Annotated in this window: 24 protein-coding genes and 2 pseudogenes; 3 read left to right on the top strand and 23 right to left on the bottom strand. The window is 71.0% G+C overall.

The window, feature by feature from the left end; all coding sequences use genetic code 11:
* Nucleotides 1-42: 42 nt before the first annotated feature.
* From ACXKR8_RS36630 to ACXKR8_RS36605, 6 genes are all read right to left on the bottom strand, one after another.
* Complete coding sequence (locus tag ACXKR8_RS36630) at nucleotides 43-1026, bottom strand: carbohydrate kinase family protein (RefSeq protein WP_458268857.1); 984 nt, start codon at nucleotides 1024-1026, stop codon at nucleotides 43-45.
* 5 nt (nucleotides 1027-1031) lie between these two features.
* Nucleotides 1032-2258, bottom strand: coding sequence for a methionine adenosyltransferase (gene metK, locus ACXKR8_RS36625; protein ID WP_458268856.1), 1227 nt, complete (start codon nucleotides 2256-2258; stop codon nucleotides 1032-1034).
* 92 nt (nucleotides 2259-2350) lie between these two features.
* Nucleotides 2351-3229 carry an NAD(P)-dependent oxidoreductase gene (locus ACXKR8_RS36620; RefSeq protein WP_458268855.1) on the bottom strand — a complete coding sequence of 293 codons (879 nt, stop codon included), beginning with the start codon at nucleotides 3227-3229 and terminating at the stop codon, nucleotides 2351-2353.
* Nucleotides 3220-3567, bottom strand: a complete 348-nt coding sequence (locus tag ACXKR8_RS36615; protein WP_458268854.1) for an antibiotic biosynthesis monooxygenase family protein — start codon at nucleotides 3565-3567, stop codon at nucleotides 3220-3222. The genes ACXKR8_RS36620 and ACXKR8_RS36615 overlap by 10 nt, the downstream gene beginning before the upstream one ends.
* 47 nt (nucleotides 3568-3614) lie before the next feature.
* Nucleotides 3615-4460, bottom strand: coding sequence for an NAD(P)H-binding protein (locus ACXKR8_RS36610; protein WP_458268853.1), 846 nt, complete (start codon nucleotides 4458-4460; stop codon nucleotides 3615-3617).
* Nucleotides 4461-4564: 104 nt separating this feature from the next.
* Nucleotides 4565-5581 carry a methyltransferase gene (locus ACXKR8_RS36605; protein WP_458268852.1) on the bottom strand — a complete coding sequence of 339 codons (1017 nt, stop codon included), beginning with the start codon at nucleotides 5579-5581 and terminating at the stop codon, nucleotides 4565-4567.
* 183 nt (nucleotides 5582-5764) lie between these two features.
* Between ACXKR8_RS36605 and ACXKR8_RS36600 the strand changes: the two genes are divergently transcribed.
* Both ACXKR8_RS36600 and ACXKR8_RS36595 read left to right on the top strand, forming a co-directional pair.
* On the top strand, nucleotides 5765-7387 hold the full coding sequence (locus tag ACXKR8_RS36600) for an FAD-dependent monooxygenase (protein WP_458268851.1): 1623 nt from the start codon (nucleotides 5765-5767) through the stop codon (nucleotides 7385-7387).
* A complete protein-coding gene (locus ACXKR8_RS36595) occupies nucleotides 7384-8658 on the top strand; it encodes a cation:proton antiporter (protein ID WP_458268850.1) in 1275 nt (424 codons plus the stop codon). The genes ACXKR8_RS36600 and ACXKR8_RS36595 overlap by 4 nt, the downstream gene beginning before the upstream one ends.
* A 101-nt stretch (nucleotides 8659-8759) precedes the next feature.
* On the opposite strand, the gene ACXKR8_RS36590 is transcribed toward ACXKR8_RS36595, so the two are convergent.
* The 12 genes and pseudogenes from ACXKR8_RS36590 to ACXKR8_RS36535 form a co-directional block, all read right to left on the bottom strand.
* Nucleotides 8760-9608, bottom strand: coding sequence for an LLM class flavin-dependent oxidoreductase (locus tag ACXKR8_RS36590; protein WP_458268849.1), 849 nt, complete (start codon nucleotides 9606-9608; stop codon nucleotides 8760-8762).
* A gap of 86 nt (nucleotides 9609-9694) precedes the next feature.
* Nucleotides 9695-10426 (bottom strand): SDR family NAD(P)-dependent oxidoreductase, encoded by a 732-nt coding sequence (locus ACXKR8_RS36585; RefSeq protein ID WP_458268848.1) that lies wholly within the window; start codon nucleotides 10424-10426, stop codon nucleotides 9695-9697.
* A gap of 10 nt (nucleotides 10427-10436) precedes the next feature.
* Complete coding sequence (locus tag ACXKR8_RS36580) at nucleotides 10437-11825, bottom strand: NAD(P)/FAD-dependent oxidoreductase (protein WP_458268847.1); 1389 nt, start codon at nucleotides 11823-11825, stop codon at nucleotides 10437-10439.
* A 161-nt stretch (nucleotides 11826-11986) separates the two neighbouring features.
* Nucleotides 11987-12298, bottom strand: a complete 312-nt coding sequence (locus ACXKR8_RS36575) for an antibiotic biosynthesis monooxygenase family protein (protein ID WP_458268846.1) — start codon at nucleotides 12296-12298, stop codon at nucleotides 11987-11989.
* Nucleotides 12288-12614, bottom strand: a complete 327-nt coding sequence (locus ACXKR8_RS36570) for an antibiotic biosynthesis monooxygenase family protein (RefSeq protein WP_458268845.1) — start codon at nucleotides 12612-12614, stop codon at nucleotides 12288-12290. Before ACXKR8_RS36570 ends, ACXKR8_RS36575 begins: the two co-directional genes overlap by 11 nt.
* Complete coding sequence (locus tag ACXKR8_RS36565; protein ID WP_458268844.1) at nucleotides 12614-13366, bottom strand: SDR family NAD(P)-dependent oxidoreductase; 753 nt, start codon at nucleotides 13364-13366, stop codon at nucleotides 12614-12616. The genes ACXKR8_RS36570 and ACXKR8_RS36565 overlap by 1 nt, the downstream gene beginning before the upstream one ends.
* A 24-nt stretch (nucleotides 13367-13390) precedes the next feature.
* A complete protein-coding gene (locus ACXKR8_RS36560; protein ID WP_458268843.1) occupies nucleotides 13391-13846 on the bottom strand; it encodes an anthrone oxygenase family protein in 456 nt (151 codons plus the stop codon).
* A gap of 11 nt (nucleotides 13847-13857) precedes the next feature.
* Nucleotides 13858-14289 (bottom strand): annotated as a pseudogene (locus ACXKR8_RS36555) (SRPBCC family protein); the annotation flags it as partial.
* Between the two features lie 64 nt (nucleotides 14290-14353).
* Nucleotides 14354-15597, bottom strand: a pseudogene (locus ACXKR8_RS36550) (ketosynthase chain-length factor).
* A 2-nt stretch (nucleotides 15598-15599) separates the two neighbouring features.
* A complete protein-coding gene (locus tag ACXKR8_RS36545) occupies nucleotides 15600-16892 on the bottom strand; it encodes a beta-ketoacyl-[acyl-carrier-protein] synthase family protein (RefSeq protein ID WP_458268840.1) in 1293 nt (430 codons plus the stop codon).
* Entirely contained in the window at nucleotides 16889-17335 is a 447-nt protein-coding gene (locus tag ACXKR8_RS36540; RefSeq protein ID WP_458268839.1) for a cupin domain-containing protein, read from the bottom strand. The genes ACXKR8_RS36545 and ACXKR8_RS36540 overlap by 4 nt, the downstream gene beginning before the upstream one ends.
* Nucleotides 17332-17673, bottom strand: coding sequence for a TcmI family type II polyketide cyclase (locus tag ACXKR8_RS36535; RefSeq protein ID WP_458268838.1), 342 nt, complete (start codon nucleotides 17671-17673; stop codon nucleotides 17332-17334). The genes ACXKR8_RS36540 and ACXKR8_RS36535 overlap by 4 nt, the downstream gene beginning before the upstream one ends.
* Before the next feature lie 220 nt (nucleotides 17674-17893).
* Here ACXKR8_RS36535 and ACXKR8_RS36530 point away from each other — a divergent pair, with 220 nt between their 5' ends.
* A complete protein-coding gene (locus ACXKR8_RS36530; RefSeq protein ID WP_458268837.1) occupies nucleotides 17894-18259 on the top strand; it encodes a SchA/CurD-like domain-containing protein in 366 nt (121 codons plus the stop codon).
* Between the two features lie 54 nt (nucleotides 18260-18313).
* Here the strand turns inward: ACXKR8_RS36530 and ACXKR8_RS36525 are convergent, their stop codons facing one another.
* The 5 genes from ACXKR8_RS36525 to ACXKR8_RS36505 all read right to left on the bottom strand — a co-directional run bounded on the left by ACXKR8_RS36525 (nucleotide 18314) and on the right by ACXKR8_RS36505 (nucleotide 20740).
* Nucleotides 18314-18619 carry a hypothetical protein gene (locus ACXKR8_RS36525; protein ID WP_458268836.1) on the bottom strand — a complete coding sequence of 102 codons (306 nt, stop codon included), beginning with the start codon at nucleotides 18617-18619 and terminating at the stop codon, nucleotides 18314-18316.
* A gap of 86 nt (nucleotides 18620-18705) precedes the next feature.
* Nucleotides 18706-19158 carry an anthrone oxygenase family protein gene (locus ACXKR8_RS36520; protein ID WP_458268835.1) on the bottom strand — a complete coding sequence of 151 codons (453 nt, stop codon included), beginning with the start codon at nucleotides 19156-19158 and terminating at the stop codon, nucleotides 18706-18708.
* Between the two features lie 18 nt (nucleotides 19159-19176).
* The gene (locus tag ACXKR8_RS36515) at nucleotides 19177-19560 is read right to left on the bottom strand and encodes a SchA/CurD-like domain-containing protein (protein WP_458268834.1); all 384 of its coding nucleotides are present in this window, start codon (nucleotides 19558-19560) and stop codon (nucleotides 19177-19179) included.
* A gap of 28 nt (nucleotides 19561-19588) precedes the next feature.
* Nucleotides 19589-19846: an acyl carrier protein gene (locus ACXKR8_RS36510; protein WP_458268833.1), complete on the bottom strand. Its 258-nt coding sequence runs from the start codon at nucleotides 19844-19846 to the stop codon at nucleotides 19589-19591.
* Between the two features lie 63 nt (nucleotides 19847-19909).
* Nucleotides 19910-20740 carry an AfsR/SARP family transcriptional regulator gene (locus ACXKR8_RS36505; protein ID WP_458268832.1) on the bottom strand — a complete coding sequence of 277 codons (831 nt, stop codon included), beginning with the start codon at nucleotides 20738-20740 and terminating at the stop codon, nucleotides 19910-19912.
* Nucleotides 20741-20755: the final 15 nt, after the last annotated feature.

Below are 20755 nucleotides of genomic sequence, written 5' to 3'. Positions count from 1 at the left end.
ACGTCAGAAGTTCGGGCGGGAGCGACCTGGGGGCGGTCGTGGTCATGAGACGCCCGCCAGGTGGGGCTCGATCGCCCTGGCCACCTGGCCGCCGTGAGTGGCGTCGATCCGGCTCAGCAGATCGGCCTTGGAGAGCTGGTACTCCTGGGTGCCGACGGTCTCCAGGACGACGGCGGCCATCGCGCAGCCGAGCTGCGCCGAGCGTTCGGCGTCCCAACGCCACACCACGCCGGCCAGGAACCCGGCCCGGAAGGCGTCACCGACCCCGGTGGGTTCGACCACACGTGCGGAGGCGACAGCCGGGACCCGGACCGAGGGACGTCCCTGACGGGCGATGACCGCCCCCTCCGCACCGAGGGTGGTCACCCAGGTCCCGACGCGGGCCAGGACCTCCTCCTCCGTCCAGGCAGCACGGTCCTGGAGCAGCGCGGCCTCGTAGGCGTTGGTGAACAGCAGCCACGCTCCGTCGACGAGGCGGCGCACTTCGTCCCGGTCGAGCCGGGCGAGCTGCTGCGAGGGGTCGGCCACGAAGGGCACGCCCAGCTCGCGGGCCTCGTCGGTGTGGCGGAGCATGGCCTGCGGGTCGTCGGGTGACACGACCACCAGGTCGAGGCCGCCGACGCGCGCGGCGACGGGGGCCAATCCGATCTCCCCGGCCTCGGCCATGGCGCCGGCGTAGAACGTCGCGATCTGGTTCTGGTCGGCGTCGCTGGTGCAGACGAAGCGGGCGGTGTGGCGTTCGGTGCTCACCCGCACCGAGTCGGTGTCCACGCCGTGGTCCTGGAGCCAGCGGGCGTACTCGGCGAAGTCGGTGCCCGCCGCGCCGACGAGCACCGGGCGCAGGCCGAGCTTCCCGAGGCCGAAGGAGATGTTGGCGGCGACCCCGCCCCGGCGGATCTGGAGGTCGTCGGCGAGGAAGGAGAGGGAGACCTTGTCCAGCCGGTCGGCGAGCAGCTGCTCGCTGAACCTGCCGGGGAAGGTCATCAGGTGGTCGGTGGCGATCGATCCGGTCACGGCGATCTTCACGGTGGTCAGCTCCTTGTGTCGTTCGCCGCGGCGCGGAGCTTGTCCACCCGGTCGGTGCGCTCCCAGGTGAAGTCCGGCAGCTCGCGGCCGAAGTGGCCGTAGGCGGCGGTCTGGGCGTAGATGGGCCGCAGCAGGTCCAGGTCGCGGATGATGGCGGCCGGGCGCAGGTCGAAGACCTGGGTGACGGCGTTCTGGATGCGTTCCACCGGGAGGGTCTCGGTGCCGAAGGTCTCGACGAACAGGCCCACCGGAGCGGCCTGGCCGATGGCGTAGGCGACCTGGACCTCGCAGCGGCGGGCGAGGCCGGCCGCGACGATGTTCTTGGCGACCCAGCGCATCGCGTACGCGGCGGATCGGTCGACCTTGGACGGGTCCTTGCCGGAGAAGGCGCCGCCGCCGTGGCGGGCCATCCCGCCGTAGGTGTCGACGATGATCTTGCGGCCGGTCAGGCCGGCGTCGCCCATCGGGCCGCCGATCTCGAACCGCCCGGTCGGGTTGACCAGCAGCCGGTACCCCTCGGTGACCAGCTCGATGCCGGCGTCGGCCAGGGCCCGGAGCTCGGGCTCGACCACGAACTCGCGGACGTCGGGGGCCAGTAGGGTCCCCAGGTCGACGTCGGAGGCGTGCTGGGAGGACACGACGACGGTGTCCAGACGGACGGCCTTGTCGCCGATGTACTCGATGGTGACCTGGGTCTTCCCGTCAGGGCGCAGGTAGGGCATGGTGCCGTTCTTGCGCACCGTGCTCAGGCGGTGGGAGAGCCTGTGCGCCAGGGAGATCGGGAGCGGCATGAGCTCCTTGGTCTCGTCGCAGGCGTAGCCGAACATCAGGCCCTGGTCGCCGGCCCCCTGGCGGTCCAGGTCGTCCGCGGCCACGCTCTGACCGCCGCCGCGCACCTCGACGGCGGTGTCGACGCCCTGGGCGATGTCCGGGGACTGCGCGCCGATGGACACCGACACGCCGCAGGAGTTGCCGTCGAAGCCCTTGGCGGAGGAGTCGTAGCCGATGCTCAGGACGGCTTCGCGCACGATCGTGGGGACATCCGCGTAGCCGGTGGTGGTGACCTCGCCCGCGATGTGCACCTGGCCCGTGGTTATCAGGGTCTCGACGGCGACGCGGGAGGCGGGGTCCTCCCGGAGCAGGGCGTCGAGGACGCTGTCGCTGATGCGGTCGGCGATCTTGTCGGGATGACCCTCGGTCACGGACTCCGAGGTGAACAGGCGTCGGTACACTGGATCCTCCAGGGGGTCGGGGCGTGCACTCCGGCCATCGTGGGGATCACCCCCACAAAGGTGCTCAAGCCGGAGTCGAAGCCGACCAGGCGTCAACGCGGGCCGGCGACCGGGTGCTCCATGATCACGGCGGCGTCCTTGTGTCCTTCTCCGGCCAGGATCACGGCTTCGAACCGCTCACGTGCCCGGTCGAGGACGGGGAGCTCCACACCGGCCTCCCTGGCCGCCTCCACCGCGAGGCGCAGGTCCTTCTCCATCAGCACGGTCCGGAAGAAGGCCGGTTCGTAGCTGCTCCTGCGCATCAGCTCCGCGCGGAAGCGCATCACCACCGAGCTGAAGCCGCTGGACGCGATGGCCCGCAACAGCCGGTCGCGGTCGATTCCGGCCTCGACGCCGTAGGTGACCGCCTCGGCCATCGAGGCGACCTGGGCGCCGAGCAACAGGTTGAAGATCAGCTTGATGGTGGTCGCCTTGCCGGGCTCCCCCATGGGGTTCACCTCGGAGCCGATGGCGTCCAGCACCGGGCGGGCGAGGTCGATGTCGGCGTCCGTGCCGGAGACGTAGACCCGGAGCTCTCCCTTGGCTGCCTGGAAGGGGTTGCCGACGACACAGGCCTCGACCCGGCGCAGCCCGAGGGCCGCCAGGCGTGCGGCCGCCTCGCGGGCGTATCCGGGCGAGACCGTGGAGGTGTCGATGATCAGGGTCCCGCTTTCCAGGACCGGGACCAGTCGGCCGAAGAGGACGTCCTCCACGGCGTGCTCGTCGCTGAGGCTCAGCAGGACCGCTTGGTGCCCCTTGACGGCCTGCTCCGGGGTGTCCGCCACGACCGCCCCCCGGGCGGCCAGGGGTTCGGCCTTGGCGGCGGTCCGGTTGTGCACGGTGAGTGCGAACCCGGACTCCAGTAGGTGGCCGGCCATGCCGCCGCCCATGTTGCCGAGCCCGACGACCGCGAGGGGAAAGGTCACGTCCATGCTGCTGCTCCTCCGATCGGGCGGGGCTGTGCCCCGAGGTGGTGGACGATCCGGGTCAGGACCATGTCGCCGCCGGTGCGGTAGGGCCCCAGTCGGCGGCGGTTCTCCACATGCGCTTCGCTGAGCTCGAACGTCCGGAAGGCGCTCTCGTCGACCCAGTCGGTGACGACGTAGTACACGCCCGGCTCCTCGACGGCCCGGACGAGGACCTGTCCAAGGTTGGCCGGCTCCTCGGCGATGCGTCGGCCGACCTCCAGCCAGGTCCGTTCGAACTCGGACTCCAGTCCCCGGCGGATCTCCATCCGCAGCTGGACCCGGAACGCTCCGGACAGATCCACCGTCAGCGCTCCCCGCTCATCGGGCGACGTCCGCCCGTGGACACCGCTCACCGGAAGGCGTCCAGGTGCGCGGCGAGCCAGTCGTCGAACCGGCGCGCAGGGGAGCCGGTCACCTGTTCCACGGTCGGCAGGACCTCTCCGCCGCGTACCGGATCGGCGTCCGCCTGCACGGCGAGCAGCCCGTCGACGTAGTCGGCCGGGAGCCCGACGCCCAGCATCGCCTGCCGGGCGGCGGTGACCGGCGCCTCCACGTACTCCAGCGGACGCCCGAGCGCGGCGGAGATGCGCTCGACGGTCTGCGGGGCGGTGAGCGCCTCCGGCCCGGTCACGGTGTAGTTCCGGCCCTCGTGGCCGCCTTCGAGCAGGGCGTGCACGGCCACCTCGGCGACGTCCGCCGGGGCGATCAGCGCCCGGGCGATCTGCCCGGAGGTACCGAAGACGGTGTCCTTGTGCCGGATGGACTCCCGCCACTGGAACACGTTCGTCATGAACCCGGCCGGACTCAGCAGGGTCAGGGCCGTGCCGGACTCGGCGAAGGCGCGGTCGGCGTCCGCGTGCGCCGCACCGTAGGAGGTGTTGACGGGCGGGAGGGCGGCGACCGAGGACACCCTGACCACGCGCGGGGTACCGGCACGGCGCACCTCCTCGGCCACGGCGAGGTCGTGTCCCCGGGCGTCGGGCCCGGCGGAGAGCATGAAGACCCGTTCCGCCCCGGCCAGGGCGCCCCGGATGCCGTCCGGGTCGCCGAGGTCCCCGGACCAGACCTCGACGGTGTCGTCGAAGTGCGCACGGGCCGGGTCCCGGGTGAAGGCCCTGACTTTCTCGCCGCGCTCGGCGAGGCGCGCCACGACCTCCCTGCCGACGTTCCCCGTCGCGCCGAAAACCAGAATCATCGATTCTCTCCTCTCATAGCGGGTGCACGACTGTCACAGCGGTCTCACGACAGCGGCGTCGGCGCCCCGGCCCGGTGGGGCCGGGGCGCCGACGCCCAGGGGGGTCAGCTCGCCTTGCGGGCGACCACCAAGGTGTCGTAGTCGTGCAGCGGGACGACCTCGGTGGAGGTCGCGCCCGCCTTCTCGGCGTAGGCCACGACCTCGGCGGCCGGGTACTCCGAGCCGCCGTCGGTCACCAGCAGCATGTCGAGGCTGATGACCAGGTTCTCGGCGTGGGTGGGCTCGTCGTCGAGCATCCGGTCGTAGATGAGCAGCGCGCCGCCGGGCCGGACCGCGGCGAAGGCCTTGGACACCAACTCCCGGCGCTGTTCCGGGTTCCAGTCGTGGAGGACATGGCCGAGGATCACGACGTCGGCCCCGGCCTCGGGGAGCGGGTCGGTGAAGAAACTGCCCCCGTGGAACTCCAGCCGACCCCTCAGGCCCAGCTCGGCGATGAGCTGCTCGAAGAGCTTCTCCATGGGGGGCAGGTCGAACACATGGCCCTGGAGGTGCGGCTGGGCCCGCACGATCTGCGAGGCGAGGTTGCCGCGCGCGCCGCCGACATCCAGGACCGAGCCGAAGCCGGACCAGTCGAAGGCCTTGATCAGCGCCTCGCCCAGGACGTTGGTGAAGGCGTCCATGCTGGCGACGAACTGGCGCAGGATCTCCGGGTTCTGGGTGACGGTGTCGAAGTCGCTGCCCGACTGCTGTTCGCCCGAGCGCAGGGCCTGGTCGAGACGTCCCCAGGCCGGGTAGAGGTTGCGGTTGGAGCGCAGCAGGAAGCCTCCGATGTAGGTCTCGCCGCCGCGCACGAGGAACTTGTCCGCGCCCGGGGCGTTGGTGTAGCGGCCGGCGGTGCGCTCGAGCACGCCGAGCGCCACCAGCAGGTCGAGGAAGTCCTGCAGACCCCGGCCGTGGAGTGCCAGCAGGACTCGGATCTCCTCCAGAGTTGCTCCTTCCCCGTGAAGCTGCGAGAAGAGGTCCAGCTCGACGGCGGTCAGCAGCGCCTTGGCATCGCAGAACGCGTTTCCGAGGCGGAGGATGCCGGCAGCGGTGCCGACGTCCGGCGGATTACTCGTCATTCGGATGGCTCCTTCCAGGACGGCCGATGGCGAGACGCCAATCAGGTCGGCTGCGACGGTCCCAACAGCGGGTGGAAGACATCTCGAACGAAGGTGGAGTGAGGAACTCCCGACTCGTTTGCCAGGCATCCTCGAGGGCGGCTCGGTACTCCTCTCAGCGACAGCGTCGATGAGGGGAACACAATGAGTGACCTGCGAATCCCTGTTTTGATCGTCGGTGCCGGCCCGGTGGGTCTGGCCACCGCGCTCTTCAGCGGGCGGCACGGAGTCCGAACGATGGTGCTGGAGAAGCGTGACGGCACCTCGCTGCTTCCCCGCGCGCCCGGCCTCCAGGCCCGCACCATGGAGCTCTTCCGTGCGGCGGGCTTCAGCGCGGAGATCAGGGCCCTGGAGAAGGGCGACACCCACGCGTACTTCGAGGGCGGCATCATCCAGGTCGAGACCTTCGCCGGGATCGACGACGCCGTGCTCCTGGAAGCACCCTCCCTGGACGGGCCGACGGTCAGCCCCGAGCGGGTGATGGGCTGTGGCCAGGACCGCTACGAGCGGGTGCTGGTCGAGAAGGCCCGCGAGTTCGGCGCGGACGTTCGGTTTCGCACCAGGCTGGTGGAGTTCGAGCAGGACGCCGAGGGCGTGACCGCCATCGCCGAGAACCTGGAAACCGGCGAGCGCTACACCATCCACGCCGACTACCTGGTCGGGGCCGACGGCGCGGGCAGCCTGGTGCGCCAGCAGCTGGGCGTCCAGCGGGCCGGTCGGGGCACGGTCTTCAACGCCCTGAGCATCTACTTCCAGGCGCCCGAGCTCGAGGTCCTGCTCAAGGGCCGCAAGTTCATCCTGTGCTACGCCTCGGCCGGCGGCACCCTGATGGGCCTGTCCCGCCTGCACGGCGTGAACCCCTGGCTGGCCGCGCCGATCTACTTCCCGGACAAGGGCGAGAAGCCCGAGGACTTCACGGACGAGCGCTGCATCTCGATCGTGCGCGAGGCCGCCGGCAAGGACATCGACGTGGAGATCATCGCGAAGATCCCGTGGGAGGGCGCGCAGCTGGTCGCCGAGCACTTCAGGACCGGAAAGGTCTTCCTGGCCGGCGACGCCGCGCACGTCCACCCGCCGGCGGGAGGCTTCGGCGCGAACACCGGCATCCACGACGCCCACAACCTGGCCTGGAAGCTGGCCGCCGTCCTCAAGGGCTGGGCGGGCGACGCCCTGCTCGACACCTACGACGAGGAGCGCCGCCCGCTGGGCGCGGCCATGGCCGCGCAGGCCCTGGTCCGCAACCGGATCCGGCACGGCTACGCCACCGACCAGGACCGGGCCGAGATGGTCGACGACATCATCATCACGCTCGGCTACCGCTACTCCTCCTCCGGCATCACCGGTCCCGAGGGCGCCCCGGTGCTGTCCCCGCTGCTCGAGCTGCGCGGCGAGCCCGGCACCCGGGCACCGCACGTGTGGCTGAACCGCGGCGGCGACACCATCTCCACCATCGACCTGTTCTGGGACTCCTACGTGCTGCTGACCGGTCCCGACGGCAGCGCCTGGGCAGAGGCGGCCCGCACCGCCGCCAAGGAGCTCGGCCTGCCGCTGCGCGCCTACCAGGTCGGTCCTGGCGAGGAGCTGGAGTCGGACGACCCCGGGCGCGACTGGGCCGAGGTCTACGGGATCCCGGCCGGCGGCGCGGTGCTGGTGCGGCCGGACGCCTTCGTCGCCTGGCGCGGAACGGGCGACGAGGAGGACCCCTCGGCCGTCATCACCGACGTCCTGGCACACGCGGCCGGGATCGCCGGCGCCCCCGCCTCATGACCGCCGGGCAGACGGCGGCGGCCTTCCTCGCCGTCGCCGCGATCCTGCTGACGGCCCGGCTGCTGGGCGCGGGAGCCAAGGCGATCGGGCAGCCGCCGGTGCTGGGCGAGATCCTCGTCGGCATCGTGCTCGGCCCGACGCTGTTCCACGGCACCGCGGCCAAGCACCTCTTCCCGTCCACCATCACGCCCTTCCTGAGCACCCTCGCCACCCTGGGGCTGGCGCTGTTCATGTTCGGGGTCGGCTACGAGATGGAGTTCGCACTCATCCGGGGCCGGGTCAGGACGGCGGCCGGGGTGTCGTTCGCCTCGATCCTGCTGCCCTTCGGGCTGGGCGCACTGCTGGCCCTGCACCTGGTCCACCGGCATGCGACGGTCAGCCGCACCGGGTTCGTGCTGTTCATCGGTGCGGCTATGTCGGTGACCGCCTTCCCCGTGCTGGCACGGATCCTGACGGACCGGAGAATGCAGCGGACCCGGGTCGGCAGCCTGGCTCTCGCCTGCGCCGCGATCGACGACGTGGTGGCCTGGTCGCTGCTGGCGGCGGTGACCACGATCGTGGCCGGCGCGACCCAGTGGCACATCATGTTCGCGCCGCTCTACCTGGCGGTGATGGTGTGCGCCGTCCGGCCACTGTTCGCCCGTTTGTTCGATCGCTCCCCCGACGGGAAGCTCACTCCGTCCCTGATGGCCGGCGTCCTGGCCGGGCTGATGCTCTCCTGCTGGGCCACCGAGCAGATGGGCATGCAGTACATGTTCGGCGCATTCGCGTTCGGACTGCTGCTGCCGCGGGGCGGCGCGCGCCAGATCCGCGACAGCATCCGGGGCAGCGTCGAGAACGTGGGCGCGACCTTCCTGCTGCCGGTGTTCTTCGTGACGGCCGGCCTGAAGGTCGATCTGTCCCACGTGAACGGCGCGGCCCTCGGGGAGCTGGGACTGATCCTGCTGGTCGCCATCATCGGCAAGTTCACCGGCGCCTTCGCCGGCGCCAGGCTCCAGGGGGTGTCCACCCGCGACTCGGGGGTACTGGCGACCCTGATGAACACCCGGGGCCTGACCGAGCTGGTCATCCTGTCGGCCGGACTTCAACTGGGCATCCTGGACACCCGTCTGTACTCGCTGATGGTGGTGATGGCCGTGGTCACCACCTTCATGGCCGGACCGATCCTGCGTGTGCTCTACCCGAGGCCGCTGGTCGCCCTGGACACCGACGACGCCGAGGTCCTGCTCCAGGAGCTGGAGCTGGCGACGGTCCCGAACCACGCTGCCTGAGCAGCCGAGATGGCCCGGCCTCCCTGGGGAGGCCGGGCCACTCTCGTGCGTCCGGGCGGGCGTCGTCGAACGGGCGGTCGTCGAACGGGCGTCGTCGAACGTCAGAGGACCGCGTCGGCGAGCAGCTCGAGCTGCTTGGGGTCGGCGGAGCAGGGGAACAGCAGCAGTTCGTCGCAGCCTGCGGCTGCGTAGTCCGTGATGGTCTGCCGGACCGCCTCCGGGGAGGTCAGCACGCCGGAGGCCGCCCGGTCGGCCTTGGGTCCGATGAAGGCGTAGTAGGCCCGCAGGTAGCGTTCGGCGGTGCCCTGGCCCTCGGGACCCAGCGAGTAGTAGGCGAGGGACAGGGTGCGGGGACGGCCGGCCCGGCCCTCCGCCGTCCAGATCTCCCCGGCCTGGGCGGCCAGGGCGCCGAATCCGGCGACGGAACTGCCGCCGGCTATCCAGCCGTCGGCGAAGCGGGCGGCCCTGCGCATGGCGGCCGGGGAATGCCCGCCGGCCAGCAGCGCCGGACCGCCGGGGGTGACCGGAACGGGTCCGATGCCCGAACCGCCCGCCCAGATGTCCCGCAGCTCGCCGAGCATGGCGTCCAGCCGGCGTCCCCGGTCGCTGTAGCGGGCCCCGGTCGCGGCGTAGTCGTCCTCACGACCACCGGCGGCGACCCCGAGGACGAGGCGGCCTCCGGTCAGGGCGTCGACGGTGGCCGCCTGCTTGGCGAGGATCGCGGTGCTGTCGCGGTAGGGCGCGATGAGGATGGTGGCGGCGAGCCTGATCCGCTCGGTGACCGCCCCTGCGGCGGCGAGCGCGATCAGCGACTCGTAGTTGTCGTACACCAGGCGGTCGAGCACCGCGAGGCTGCTGAAGCCGAGTTGCTCGGCCTGGCGCGCCCAGTCGAGCAGCCTGGGTCCGCTGAGGTCGGGAACGGTGGTGGGCAGGCCCACTCCGATGTCCATGGGTTCGTCTCCTCGGAAATGTCATGGGACAGAAGAAGGGGCCCCGGCCGGGTGGTCGCTCACCCGGCCGGGGCCCGTCGCCGAACTCAGACGCCGCCGTCGACGTTGAGCGTGTGGCCGCTGATGTAGCCGGACGAGTCACCCGCGAGGAACAGCACCGCGTCGGCCACGTCCTGGGGCTGGCAGATCCGGCCGAGCGCCGTCATACCGACGATCCGCTCCACCGCTTCCGGCGGCAGCCCGGCTCCCGGCTCGGTCTCGGTCAGCCCGGGGGCGACCGTGTTGACCCGGATCCCGCGCGGACCCAGCTCCTTGGACAGCGCCCGGGTGAGGCCGATCAGGGCTGCCTTGGAGGCCGTGTAGTGGACCCCGCGCACCCGCCCGCGCAGCGCCACGGAGGAGCCGATGTTGACGACCGAACCGTTGTCCACGAGCTGTTCGAGCACGGCCTGGGTGACCAGGTACGCCGAGGTGACGTTGTGGTCGAGCACCCGGTGCCACTCGTCCTCGGGCAACTCGGCGAACCAGACCTGGCCGTCGACGCCCACGTTGTTCACCACGACGTCGAGTCCGCCCAGCGCGGCGCGGGTTTGCTCCGCCAGCACCGCCACCTCGGCGGACTTGGTCACGTCGGCCTGGAAGAAGTGGTGGCCCTCGCCGAACTCCTTGAGGTCCAGCGCGAGGCTCTCCGCGTCCTCGCCCCCGCTCCGCGAGACCACCGCGACCTGCGCGCCCGCGCGGGCGAAGGCCAGCACGGTGGCCCTGCCGATTCCCTTGGTACCGCCGGTGACCAGGACCCTTTTTCCGGTCAGTGACATGATGTTCTCCTCATTCTCCGATGCGCCGCAGGCCGAGCTGCGGCTTGAAGGACAGGAAGAGACCGCCGACCGCGTTCTCCGGGCTCATCGGCGCCTGCTTCTGCTCGTGCACCCGGTTGAGGTTGTTCAGCGGGTTCGGGTCGCCGCTCTCCCCGCCGTTCAAGTGGCCGTGCACGGCGGAGTAGACGTCCTGGGCGTCCTCGAGGTCGGCGATGCCGGTGACGATCCGGTCGAAGGACTCCTGGAGGTTCAGCCCGTCCCGCTGCCGCGGGCTGAGCCGCTGGGCGTTGTAGAAGTGGAAGTCCTTGCCCCGGTAGCTCTCGTAGAAGACCGAGACCAGGACCAGCAGCCGCTCGTAGGCGCGGCGGTAGACCGTGCCGTAGAAGTCCCAGGCCTCCTCCTCCGTCGCCTCGCCGCGCAGCACGCTGCCGATGGAGGCAGCGGCCAGCATCGCGCTGTAGGTGGCCAGGTGGACGCCGGTGGAGAGCAGCGGGTCCAGGAAGCAGGCGGCGTCGCCGCTCAGCAGGTAGCCGGGGCCGCCGAAGCCCTCAGCCGCGTAGGAGTAGTCCTGCTCGACCTTGAAGTCCGCGACCCGTTCCGCGCCCTCGACCAGGTCCTTGACGATGGACGACTGCTCGAGGGCCTGCTCGTAGACGGCCTGGACGCCGCCGAGCTCGGCCCGCTTGGCGTTGAAGTTGTCGCGTCCGGTGACCAGGCCCACGCTGGTGGTCCCGTCGTGCAGCGGGATCACCCAGAACCAGCCGTCCGGCATCGAGGCCACGCCGATCGCGCCGACCGGACCCCGGGGCAGCGGCTTGGCGCCCTTCCAGTAGGTCCACGCGGCGACGTTGCGGAAGATCTCGTGGAACTGGCGGTTCTTCAGCTGCTTGGCCGCGAGGATCCCGCCCCGGCCGGAGGCGTCGATGATGTAGTCGAAGGCGATCCGGCCCTCCTCGCCGCCGGCCTTGGTCTCGCTCCAGCGGGCCGCGACCGGCCGGCCGGCGTCGAACTCCACCTCGCGGACCGTGATGCCCTCGACGACTTCCACGCCCAGCTCACGGGCGTGGTCGAGCAGCAGCTCGTCGAACTCCGACCGGACGACCTGCCAGGCGTTGGCGGCGTCGCCCATGTCGCTGAAGCGCACCTCCCACTCCTCGTCGCCCCAGAAGAAGTAGGCGCCGCCCTTCTGCTGGAAGCCGTGCGCCTCCACCTTGTCCCACACCCCGAGGAGCTGAAGGATCGGCTTGCAGGACGGCAGGATCGACTCGCCGATGTGGTAGCGAGGGAAGTGCTCCTTCTCCAACAGGGTGACCTGGAAGCCCTCTTTCGCCAGTAGTCCCGCCGCGGTGGAACCCGCGGGCCCGCCTCCCACGACGAGGATCTGTGTGGATTCGCGCATCGACATCTCCATCCTCCGGACACAAGGGCCTGTCACCGGACCACGGTGGCGTCGGAGGGTGGAGCGCCGCTGGACGCACGCTCGACAGCGGCCCCCGGCCGGGGAACGGCCGAGGGGCACCGCGAGACGTTCCTCGCGGTGCCCCTCGGCCTGCGACGCGCTCAGAAGGCCGCGTCCACCTGGTAGACGCCGAACGGGACGGCCAACCGGTCGTCCCTGAACGGCCTCAGTGGCGCGGTGTCGTCGCGGTGGCCGGCACCCTGCTCCCATGCCTGGAACGCCGTCATGTCCGCCCACCGGCTGACCACCACCAGCGCCGTCGGATCCGTCTGCGACTGGAGCAGCTCGTTCCCCAGGAGCCCCGGCACCACGGCCATCCGGCCGCTGACGAGGTCGTAGGCGGCCCGCACCGCCGCCAGCTCCTGATGGTCCCTCGCCTGCTGGTACACCAGCACGCGCACCTCACCGGGCATGGGCGGCAGCTCCCTCGATGTACTCCACCACCTGCATGGTGGCGAAGGTCGCCGACGACCGGAACGCGTGCAGCCGCTCCCGGTGACGCAGATGGGCGCCGCTGTTCTCGAAGGCGCGGAAGCCCGTCTCGTCCACCCACTCGCTGACGATGTAGTAGGTGTCGGCCTCGGAACTGCTGCGCGCCAGCCATTGGCCCAGGTTCGCGGGATGGCCGGTGACGGCCTCGGTGCCGGACCTCCACTCCGCCACGAAGTCGTCCGCCTGTCCCGGGTGGATCCGCATCTGGAGCATCACCCGGAAGCGCTCGGCCGGCATCAGGAGATACCGCCGTCGACGGCTATGGTCGCGCCGGTCACGTAGCGGGACAGGTCGCTCGCCAGCCAGAGGATCGCGCCGGCCACCTCGTCGGGCAGGCCCAGCCGCCCGAGCGCGGTCTTGTTGGAGTAGCGCTCGACCATGACGGTCTGCTGCTCCGCGGGCATGGCGTGCAGCGCCTCGGTCTCGATGACGCCCAGCGCCACCACGTTGATCCGGATGTTCTGGGCGCCCAGTTCCTTGGCGATCGAGCGGGTGAGCCCCACCAGCGCCGACTTGGTGGCGGTGTAGTGGGCCCGCATCGGGATGCCGACCTCGGCCGACTTGGAGCCGATGCTGACCACCGACGAGCCGGGGCGCAGCAGCGGCAGCGAGTACTGGATCACCAGGTGCGCGGCGGTGAGGTTGGTCCCGATGATGCGCTGCCACTCGTCCAGCGGAAGCTGGGCGTAGGGGATGTGGCTGATCGCCCCGGCGTTGTTCACCACCAGGTCGAGGTGGTCGTAGAACTCGGCGGTGCGCTCCAGCAGCGTGGCCACCTGGACGGGGTGGGCGAGGTCGGCCTGCACCACGTGGTGGTCGCCGCCGATCTCCTTGAGCTCCAGCTCCAGCGAGACCACGGCGTCGCTGTGCTGGCGGTAGCAGGTGACCACGTCGACGCCCGCTCTGGCCAGGGCCAGCACGATGCCGCGTCCGACGCCCCGGGTACCGCCGGTGACCAGGGCCTTCTTGCCGTTCAGTCCGAGATCCATGATGCCTCCAAAGTTGACGAGAGGTCAGAGCAGCACGGCCAGGGCCGTGCAGTTGGCCACCAGGGCGAGCAGGGTGAGCAGGCTGCGGCGACGGTTCCAGAGGCCCCACCGGCGCTTCCGGTCCCGCAGGTCCGTCGGCGGGTGGCTCGGGTCGACCGTCTGGATCCACTTGTTCGTGGGGACGTTCTTGCTGAGGGAGATGGCGATGGTGGACACGGCCAGCAGGGCCGCCGCCAGGAACAGGAAGCGGGCCGGCGCGCTGCCGGTGACGACCGCGAGCCCGACGTCCCCGGAAAGGGTGCCGAGCAGGCAGACCGGCATCGCCGGGTCGTAGCGGGTGGCGAAGAAGGCGTGCGCGTGGACGTAGCGGTCGTCGGGCAGCGCGGCCAGCAGCGGCCAGCCGCCGAGCAGGGTGCCGAGCAGCACCCCCGCGGCGACCCCGTTCACCAGCAGCACCAGCGGCGCGAGCAGGGAGAGCACCGTTGCCCCCGCTACCCGGCGAGGCGGGCTGCCGCCTCGACCCTGTCCTTGATGAGCTTCATCTGGATCGCGGTGTTGTGGTTGAGGTGGTCGGTCATTCCGGCGTCGTCGGCCGGGGCCTGGGGCTTCATGTGGAAGTCCTGGATCCAGCGCATCCGGACGCCCGAATCCCGCTGCGCGTACTCCCAGCGGATGTTCATGTACTCGAAGGGACCGGTCTCCACCCGGTGCGCCGACACGCTCAGGGTGTCGTGGTCGGGGGTGCGCTCGGAGACCCAGCTCCAGACCTGCCCGTTCTCGTCGGGGTGCATGGTCAGCCGGAAGCGCACGGTGGCGCCCCGGCGCTCCAGGACCTCCACGGACGCGTACTCACTGAACAGGTCCGGCCAGTTGATCAGGTCGTTGGTGCGCTCCCAGACCAGTTCGAGCGGTGCGTCGATCTCGATCTCGTTGTCGGTGTGTCCGGCCATGTCCGGCCCTCTCCTTCTCGCGGTGCGCGGGGTGTGGTCAGTCGGTCGTGCTGCCCAGCACCAGAACGGCGTTGAAGCCGCCGTAGCCCCGGGCCAGCACCACGGCCGTCCGGAGCGGTGCGGGGCGGGGGAGCCCAGGACGAGATCCAGGCCGTACTCGGGGGCGGCGGCCTCCGGTCCCGTGGTGTGCGGGATGATCCCCTCGCGCAGCGCGAGCGCGGCGGTGGCGACGTCAAGGGCTCCGCCGCCGCCGTAGAGGCGGCCGGTGAGGGTCTTGGGGGCGGTGACCGGCACCCCTGCCACGCCGAAGACGCCGCGGATCGCCGCGGCCTCGGCCGCGTCCTCCTCGGGCACCCCCGAGGCGTCCGCGAAGACCACGCCGACCTCGTCGGGGCAGCGCCCGGCGTCGGCGAGGGCGGTCTCCAGGGTGCGCCGCAGCGACGGCCGGCGGCCGGAGCCGGGCGCGGGGTCGAAGCCCGCGGCGTAGCCGAGGACCCTGGCGTAGCCGGGGCCGCCGCCGCGCGCGGCCACGGCGGCGGCGCTCTCCATGATCATGATCGCGCCGCCCTCCCCGGGGAGAAAGCCGGACGCGTCGGCGCTGAAGGGCAGGTAGGCGCGCTCCTGGTCGCGGTGGCGGGAGAGCCCGGCACCGCTCAGCTGCGCGGTGAGCCCGTAGGGGCAGAGCGAGGCGTCGGTGCCTCCGGTCACCACCAGCCGAGCGTCACGGCGGATCAGCCGGCGGCTCTGGCCGACGGCGTCCAGGCCGCCCGCCTGCTCGCAGCAGATCACCCCGCAGGGTCCGCGCATCCCGTGCCGGATCGACAGCTGGCCGGTGGTCGCCGCGTAGAACCAGGCGATGGACTGGTAGGCCCCGACCCAGGCGGGGGAGTTCTGGTAGAGGCTCTCCATCTCGTGCTGGCCGAACTCGGTGCCGCCGGAGGAGGCGGAGGTGACCACGGCCATCTCGTACTCGGGCAGCGCCCCGGGTTCGACCCCGGCGTCGGCGAGGGCCTCGACGGTGGCGGCCAGCGCCAGGTGGGTGCTGCGGTCGGTCTGCGAGATCAGCCTGCTGGGCACCTGCTCGGCGGTGACGAACCCCGGCACTTCGCCGGCGTAGCGGACGGGGTAGCGGTCCGCGTCGAAGCGGGAGATCCTGCCGATCCCGGACTTCCCCGCCAGGACCGCCGCCCAGTGGTCCTGGGCGCCGATGCCGGTGGGGGCGACGACGCCCAGGCCGGTGATGACCGGGGCGTCGGAAGGGGCCGTGGCTGGACTGGTCACGGTCAGCTCCTCTCGTACGGGACGGTGCCCGGCCGGGCCAGCACCATCGCGCTCTGGAAGCCGCCGAAGCCGCTGCCCACGCTCAGCACCACGTCCATCCGGTGGTCGCGGGCGGTCAGCGGCACGTAGTCCAGATCGCACTCGGCATCGGGCGTGTGCAGGTTGGCGGTGGGCGGCACGACCTGGCGGTCCAGGGCGAGGGCGCAGGCCGCCACCTCGATGGAGCCGATGGCCCCGAGCGAGTGGCCCACCATGGACTTGATGGAACTCACAGGAACCGCGTAGGCGTGGTCGCCGAGGCTGCGCTTGAAGGCAGCGGTCTCGTGGCGGTCGTTCTGCTTGGTGCCCGAGCCGTGGGCGTTGACGTAGCCGACGGCCGTGGGGTCGAGCCTGGCCTGGTCCAGGGCGACCCGGATGGCCTCGGCCATCTCCCGGCCCTCGGCCTTCAGCCCGGTCATGTGGAAGGCGTTGCTCCGCCCGGCGAAGCCGACGATCTCGGCGTAGATCCGTGCCCCGCGCCGCTCGGCGGCGCTCTTCTCCTCCAGGACCAGCATCGCCGAGCCCTCGGCCAGGACGAATCCGGAGCGGTCCTGGTCGAACGGCCGCGACGCCTCCCCCGGACGGTCGTTGTCCGGCGTCGTGGCCTTGATGGCGTCGAAGCAGGCCGCGGTGATCGGCGACAGCGGGGCGTCGGTGGCCCCGGCGAGGACGACGTCGGCGGAGCCCTCCTCGATGAGCTGGAGCGCGTGGCCGATGGAGTCGAGGCCGGAGGTGCAGCCGGTGGAGATCAGCGCCACCGGACCCTCCGCGCCCGCGTCCCTGGCCACCTCGACGGCGAGGGTGCTGGGCACCATGTAGCCGTAGAGGTGGGGCACTCCGTAGCTGCTGTCCACCAGCCAGTCCCGGCCTCCGTTGCTCAGGGTGACGTACTCCTGCTCCAGGCCCATGGTGCAGCCGACGGCGCTGCCGACGGACACCCCGATCCTTTCGGGCGCGATCGCGGCCAGTTCGAGGCCGCTGTCGGCGACCGCCTCCCTGGCGCTGACCACCGCGAACTGGGCCGCCCGGTCCATCCGCCTGATCTGCTGCGGCGTCAGGCCCAGGGCGGCGGGGTCGAAGTCGACCTCGCCGGCGACCTGGGAGCGGAACGGGGCGGGATCGAAGAGGGTGATCCGCCGGGTCGCGGTGCGCCCGGACGACAGCAGGTCCCACAGGGCCTCGCGTCCGACTCCCCCGGGCGCCACCGCCCCGATCCCGGTGACGACGGCACGCCGGGGACCGGCCGGCCGGCTCACGGCTTTCCGCCAACGGCGGGGTCGAGCGCGCCGGGGTTCGCGAGCTCCTCCGTGTCGACGTGGCCGAGGTCGGGGCGCGGCGCCAACGGGGACAGGTGGAACACGCAGTGGGCCTTCTCAAGGCCCGGGTTGACGAGTCGGTGGTTCACCCCGATGGGCACCAGCACGGACTGGCCGGGGGCGAGCGAGAGCACGTCGCCGTCCAGGGTGATCTCCAGGACGCCGGCGACGACGTGCAGGAACTCCTCGGAGTACGGGTGGTAGTGGGCGGTGACGAACTCCCCGGGTTCCAGGTAGAGGACCCCGCCGAAGCCGGAGCCGCAACCCACCGTGACGGGGCTGAGGGTGACCCGGATGTCGCCGCCGCGCTTGCGGTTGGGAGCGACCTCGGCTGCGGAGACACGCAGGGCGGTGGCGTCGTCGAACCGCTGCTGACCGCTCATCGGATCCTCCCCTGCTCGGGCGTCCACACGTAGAAGGGCGATGCCATGGCGTCCTTGGGCTCCTGCCAGTTCGGGTCGTACGGGGACACCCACTCGGTCAGACCGGTGTTGATGTGGTTGTAGAGGGGGTGGCTGCGGGCCTTGTAGAGGTTCGGCGTGATGTCCTGCTCCGCTTCCACCAGGTGGAAGTAGAGGTCGTGGAAGGCGAACAGGGTCCGTCGGGAGACCCCGATGAGATGGGGAAGGTCCGTCGCGTCCGACTCCTCGAAGAGCTCCGCGATGGGATCCGCGTTCCGAGGGTCCGCCATCCTTGCGACGATGAGCGTCCTGTGCACCACTGCCTCCAGGGGATCGGTATCGACTCAACAGCGGAACGTTCCGCGACGGCGCTCAAGCCCCGCTTGACGGCACGTCAACCCACGGGAATGGAGGAGGCCTCGAGTCCGTCGCGAGTCGCACGCCCACCATGGAGCCACGGGGCGGGCCGTCCGGCCGTGTCCCCCGTCACGGCGGGGCGGCCCGCCCTCGCGTCCCGTTCCGCCGATTCCTGGAGACTCCATGCCGTTCGCAGCACTCACCTACGACATCAAGGCCGGCTACGAGAAGGAGCTGACCGAGATCTTCGGGAGCTTCCGGCGGACCGGCTCCACGGACGTCGCGGCGGACCGGGGCGTACCGGCCACCCGGATCCTGGCCACGGCGGTCTTCCTGCGCGAGACCACGATGGTCCGGTTCATCGAGTACGAGGGCGACCTCCAGGAGGTGGCCCGGCACATGGCGGGCCAGCCCGGGGTGCAGGAGGTGGAGCGCAAGCTCAAGCCCTACCTCAGCCGTCCCCGGGACACCGCCACCGCCGAGGGCTTCGTGGCCACCTTCAACCGCAGCCTGCTGCCCTGCCTGACCCAGATCTCGGCCCGGGACTGACCCCGGCACCCCCGGTCCGCGCCCACGGGTCCTTCGCGACGCCTACGCCTGAGCTCACTTGCTGACGGCGACGGTCGCGGAGGACCCGTCGTCGTCGCCCAGGTGCAGGTGGTACTTGCCGACGCCGAGGTCCGTGCTCTTGTTCAGGTTCAGATCGACGCCGTGCGAGGTGAACGTGACCCTGCTGTCGTCCACGCGTTTGACCGTGAGCTTGACCCCGCCCACGGTAATGCTCTGACCTTCCGTCAGGTTCAAGTAGCAGGTGTGGGACGCACAGCCGGCGCTGGTGTCGTCCGCGCAGCCGGCGACGCCGCCGACCCCCGCGACCACCAGGAGCAGTGCCATGAATGTTCGCCGCATCGGATTCGTCTCCTTCCCCGGGGCCGGGGCCGCGACCCGGTCGGTCGCGACCCCGGCCCCCACTGTGATGGGAGGTGGTTCATGGTTCAGTGGAAGGCGCACGCACTGCTGCCGAGCACGAGGGCGACCACGGCGAGCCAGGTGCGCAGCAGGTGCCACCGTCGCCACAGCGGGCGCGGATCCTCCCAGTCGGGCGGCAACAGGCTCGGGTCGGCCACTGCCTTGACCCGTCGGTTGATGGGGACGTTGCACAGATGGGACACCGCGGACACACCGAGTGACGTGGCTGCCGCGGCGAGGAAGAGCCCCTGGGCCGAGCCGGAGCAGACCACTCCGAGGACCACGTCCACGGCCATCGTGCCGAGCACGATGGCCGGCATCAGCGGATCCCAGTGACGGCCGAGGAGTTTGTGGGCGTAGATGTAGGTGGAGGTCTCCATGGCGAACAGCGCCGGAAGCACGCTGAGAGCCACGGCGAAGAGCACTCCGGCAGTGATGCCACTGCCGCACACGGCGACGACACTCAGCAGATCGATCATGGCGGGCCTCCTCGCGCGTCAGCGTCCGGCCGGGTGGGTGTCCACCGTGAGCTGGGCGATCGAGCGCATGGTGGCGTTGCGGAAGTAGGCGCCGAAGTCCTCGGCGCTCCGCGTGTCCCGCTGCTCGGCGAGGAACGGGGCCAGCTTCTCCTCCAGCAGGTGGACGCCTTTCTGCGAGGCCAAGTGGCGGCCGACGGCGGCGAACTCGCCCTCGTAGTGGATGACCCGGACGAGGATGTCGTCCTTGATGAAGACGCCGGTTCCCAGCAGCCGTCCGGCGCTGTCCCCGTCCTGCTCGCCGGGGAGTTCCGGGGTGTCCACGCGCTGGAAGCCGGCGAAGACGGCGGCGATCTCTTCCTCGTGACCGGGCTTGACCCGGTAGGTGATGGCTGCGTACGGCATGCGAACTCCTTGTCCTGGCTTGCGTGGGTCAGCCCTGGTTCAGGGGGCTCTCGTTGATCATCTTGAGCAGCGTGCGGGGGCACTCGGCCTCGGCGGCCGCGTCGTCGGATATCTGGATTCCGAGCTCTCGTCCGATGACACCGGTGACCTGGAGGATCGCGAGCGAGTCGTAGCCGAGTTCGACGAACGAGATGTCGGCCACGTCGCCGTCGAGGTCGACGCCCTCGGCCGCGCCGGCGCACTCACGCAGTTTCGCGGTGAGCTGCTGCAAGGTGTACGGGCTCATGCGGTGATCCTCTTCTCTCGGGAGGGAATGCGGGTTGGAGAGGGTCTGTGTGCCGGGACGGGGTCACCCTGCCCTGAGCATGCGCAGCAGTCCGGCCCCGGCGGCCTCGCGCTCCAGTTCGGGAGCGTCGGAGAGGATGGCCTGCTGGAGTTCCCGGACGGCGGGCGAGGGGTCGAGTCCCAGCTCCTGGTTGAGCGTTCCGCGCAGCCGGTGGTACGCCTCCAGAGCACTGCCCCGGCGGCCCGACCGGTACAGGGCCAGCATCAGCTGGGCCTGGAGCCTCTCGTAGGTCGGGTACTTGGCGGCGAGCCCGGCCAGTTCGCCGAGGATCTCGTGGTGCCGGCCCAGGTGGAGATCGGACTCGATCCGCTGTCCGAGAATACTCATCCGGGACTCCTCCAGGCGGGTCACCTCGGCTTCGAGGAGCGGTCCCACCTGGACGTCGACCAAGGCCTGCCCGCGCCACAGGGCCAGCGCCTGGCGGAACCTGGCCGCAGCGGTGGCGTGGTCGCCGGACTCCAGGGCGCGGTGCCCGGTCCCGGCGAGGCGCTCGGCCTCCAGTGCGTCCACCGTTCCGCCCTGGGTGTCCAGGAGGTAGCCGCCTGCCTTGGTGACCAGCACGCTCTTGGCACCCAGCGGCAGGCCCTCCTGGGACTGGCCGATCAGTGCCGCGCCGATCATGCTGCGGATCTGGAGGATGTAGGTCTGGAGGGTGGTCTGAACGCTGCGCGGCGGATTGCCGTCCCAGAGCTCCTCGATCAGCGCCGCCACCGAGACCACACGGTCCGGATGCATGGCGAGCAGGGCGAGTGCCTTGCGCGGCTTGATGGCGGTGGGGACGACGGACGTCCCTCCCTGCGTGACTCTGCAAGGCCCCAGCACACCGATGTCCATAGTTGAGGCTCCTTT

It is taken from the genome of Streptacidiphilus sp. PAMC 29251 (assembly GCF_054208735.2).
Note: the sequence above shows the minus strand (reverse complement) of the source record. Positions and strands in the feature narration are given on the sequence as shown.

What these genes read in the sequence shown, in the direction of transcription:
- ACXKR8_RS36510 (WP_458268833.1), bottom strand. Translation starts at nt 19,846, where the DNA reads ATGAGCCCGTACACCTTGCAGCAGCTCACCGCGAAACTGCGTGAGTGC.
- ACXKR8_RS36585 (WP_458268848.1), bottom strand. Translation starts at nt 10,426, where the DNA reads ATGTCACTGACCGGAAAAAGGGTCCTGGTCACCGGCGGTACCAAGGGA.
- ACXKR8_RS36565 (WP_458268844.1), bottom strand. Translation starts at nt 13,366, where the DNA reads ATGGATCTCGGACTGAACGGCAAGAAGGCCCTGGTCACCGGCGGTACC.
- ACXKR8_RS36590 (WP_458268849.1), bottom strand. Translation starts at nt 9,608, where the DNA reads ATGGACATCGGAGTGGGCCTGCCCACCACCGTTCCCGACCTCAGCGGA.
- ACXKR8_RS36580 (WP_458268847.1), bottom strand. Translation starts at nt 11,825, where the DNA reads ATGCGCGAATCCACACAGATCCTCGTCGTGGGAGGCGGGCCCGCGGGT.
- ACXKR8_RS36620 (WP_458268855.1), bottom strand. Translation starts at nt 3,229, where the DNA reads ATGGACGTGACCTTTCCCCTCGCGGTCGTCGGGCTCGGCAACATGGGC.
- ACXKR8_RS36540 (WP_458268839.1), bottom strand. Translation starts at nt 17,335, where the DNA reads ATGAGCGGTCAGCAGCGGTTCGACGACGCCACCGCCCTGCGTGTCTCC.
- ACXKR8_RS36595 (WP_458268850.1), top strand. Translation starts at nt 7,384, where the DNA reads ATGACCGCCGGGCAGACGGCGGCGGCCTTCCTCGCCGTCGCCGCGATC.
- ACXKR8_RS36505 (WP_458268832.1), bottom strand. Translation starts at nt 20,740, where the DNA reads ATGGACATCGGTGTGCTGGGGCCTTGCAGAGTCACGCAGGGAGGGACG.
- ACXKR8_RS36525 (WP_458268836.1), bottom strand. Translation starts at nt 18,619, where the DNA reads ATGCGGCGAACATTCATGGCACTGCTCCTGGTGGTCGCGGGGGTCGGC.
- ACXKR8_RS36515 (WP_458268834.1), bottom strand. Translation starts at nt 19,560, where the DNA reads ATGCCGTACGCAGCCATCACCTACCGGGTCAAGCCCGGTCACGAGGAA.
- ACXKR8_RS36600 (WP_458268851.1), top strand. Translation starts at nt 5,765, where the DNA reads ATGAGTGACCTGCGAATCCCTGTTTTGATCGTCGGTGCCGGCCCGGTG.
- ACXKR8_RS36530 (WP_458268837.1), top strand. Translation starts at nt 17,894, where the DNA reads ATGCCGTTCGCAGCACTCACCTACGACATCAAGGCCGGCTACGAGAAG.
- ACXKR8_RS36610 (WP_458268853.1), bottom strand. Translation starts at nt 4,460, where the DNA reads ATGATTCTGGTTTTCGGCGCGACGGGGAACGTCGGCAGGGAGGTCGTG.
- ACXKR8_RS36520 (WP_458268835.1), bottom strand. Translation starts at nt 19,158, where the DNA reads ATGATCGATCTGCTGAGTGTCGTCGCCGTGTGCGGCAGTGGCATCACT.
- ACXKR8_RS36605 (WP_458268852.1), bottom strand. Translation starts at nt 5,581, where the DNA reads ATGACGAGTAATCCGCCGGACGTCGGCACCGCTGCCGGCATCCTCCGC.
- ACXKR8_RS36570 (WP_458268845.1), bottom strand. Translation starts at nt 12,614, where the DNA reads ATGCCGGCCGAGCGCTTCCGGGTGATGCTCCAGATGCGGATCCACCCG.
- ACXKR8_RS36575 (WP_458268846.1), bottom strand. Translation starts at nt 12,298, where the DNA reads ATGCCCGGTGAGGTGCGCGTGCTGGTGTACCAGCAGGCGAGGGACCAT.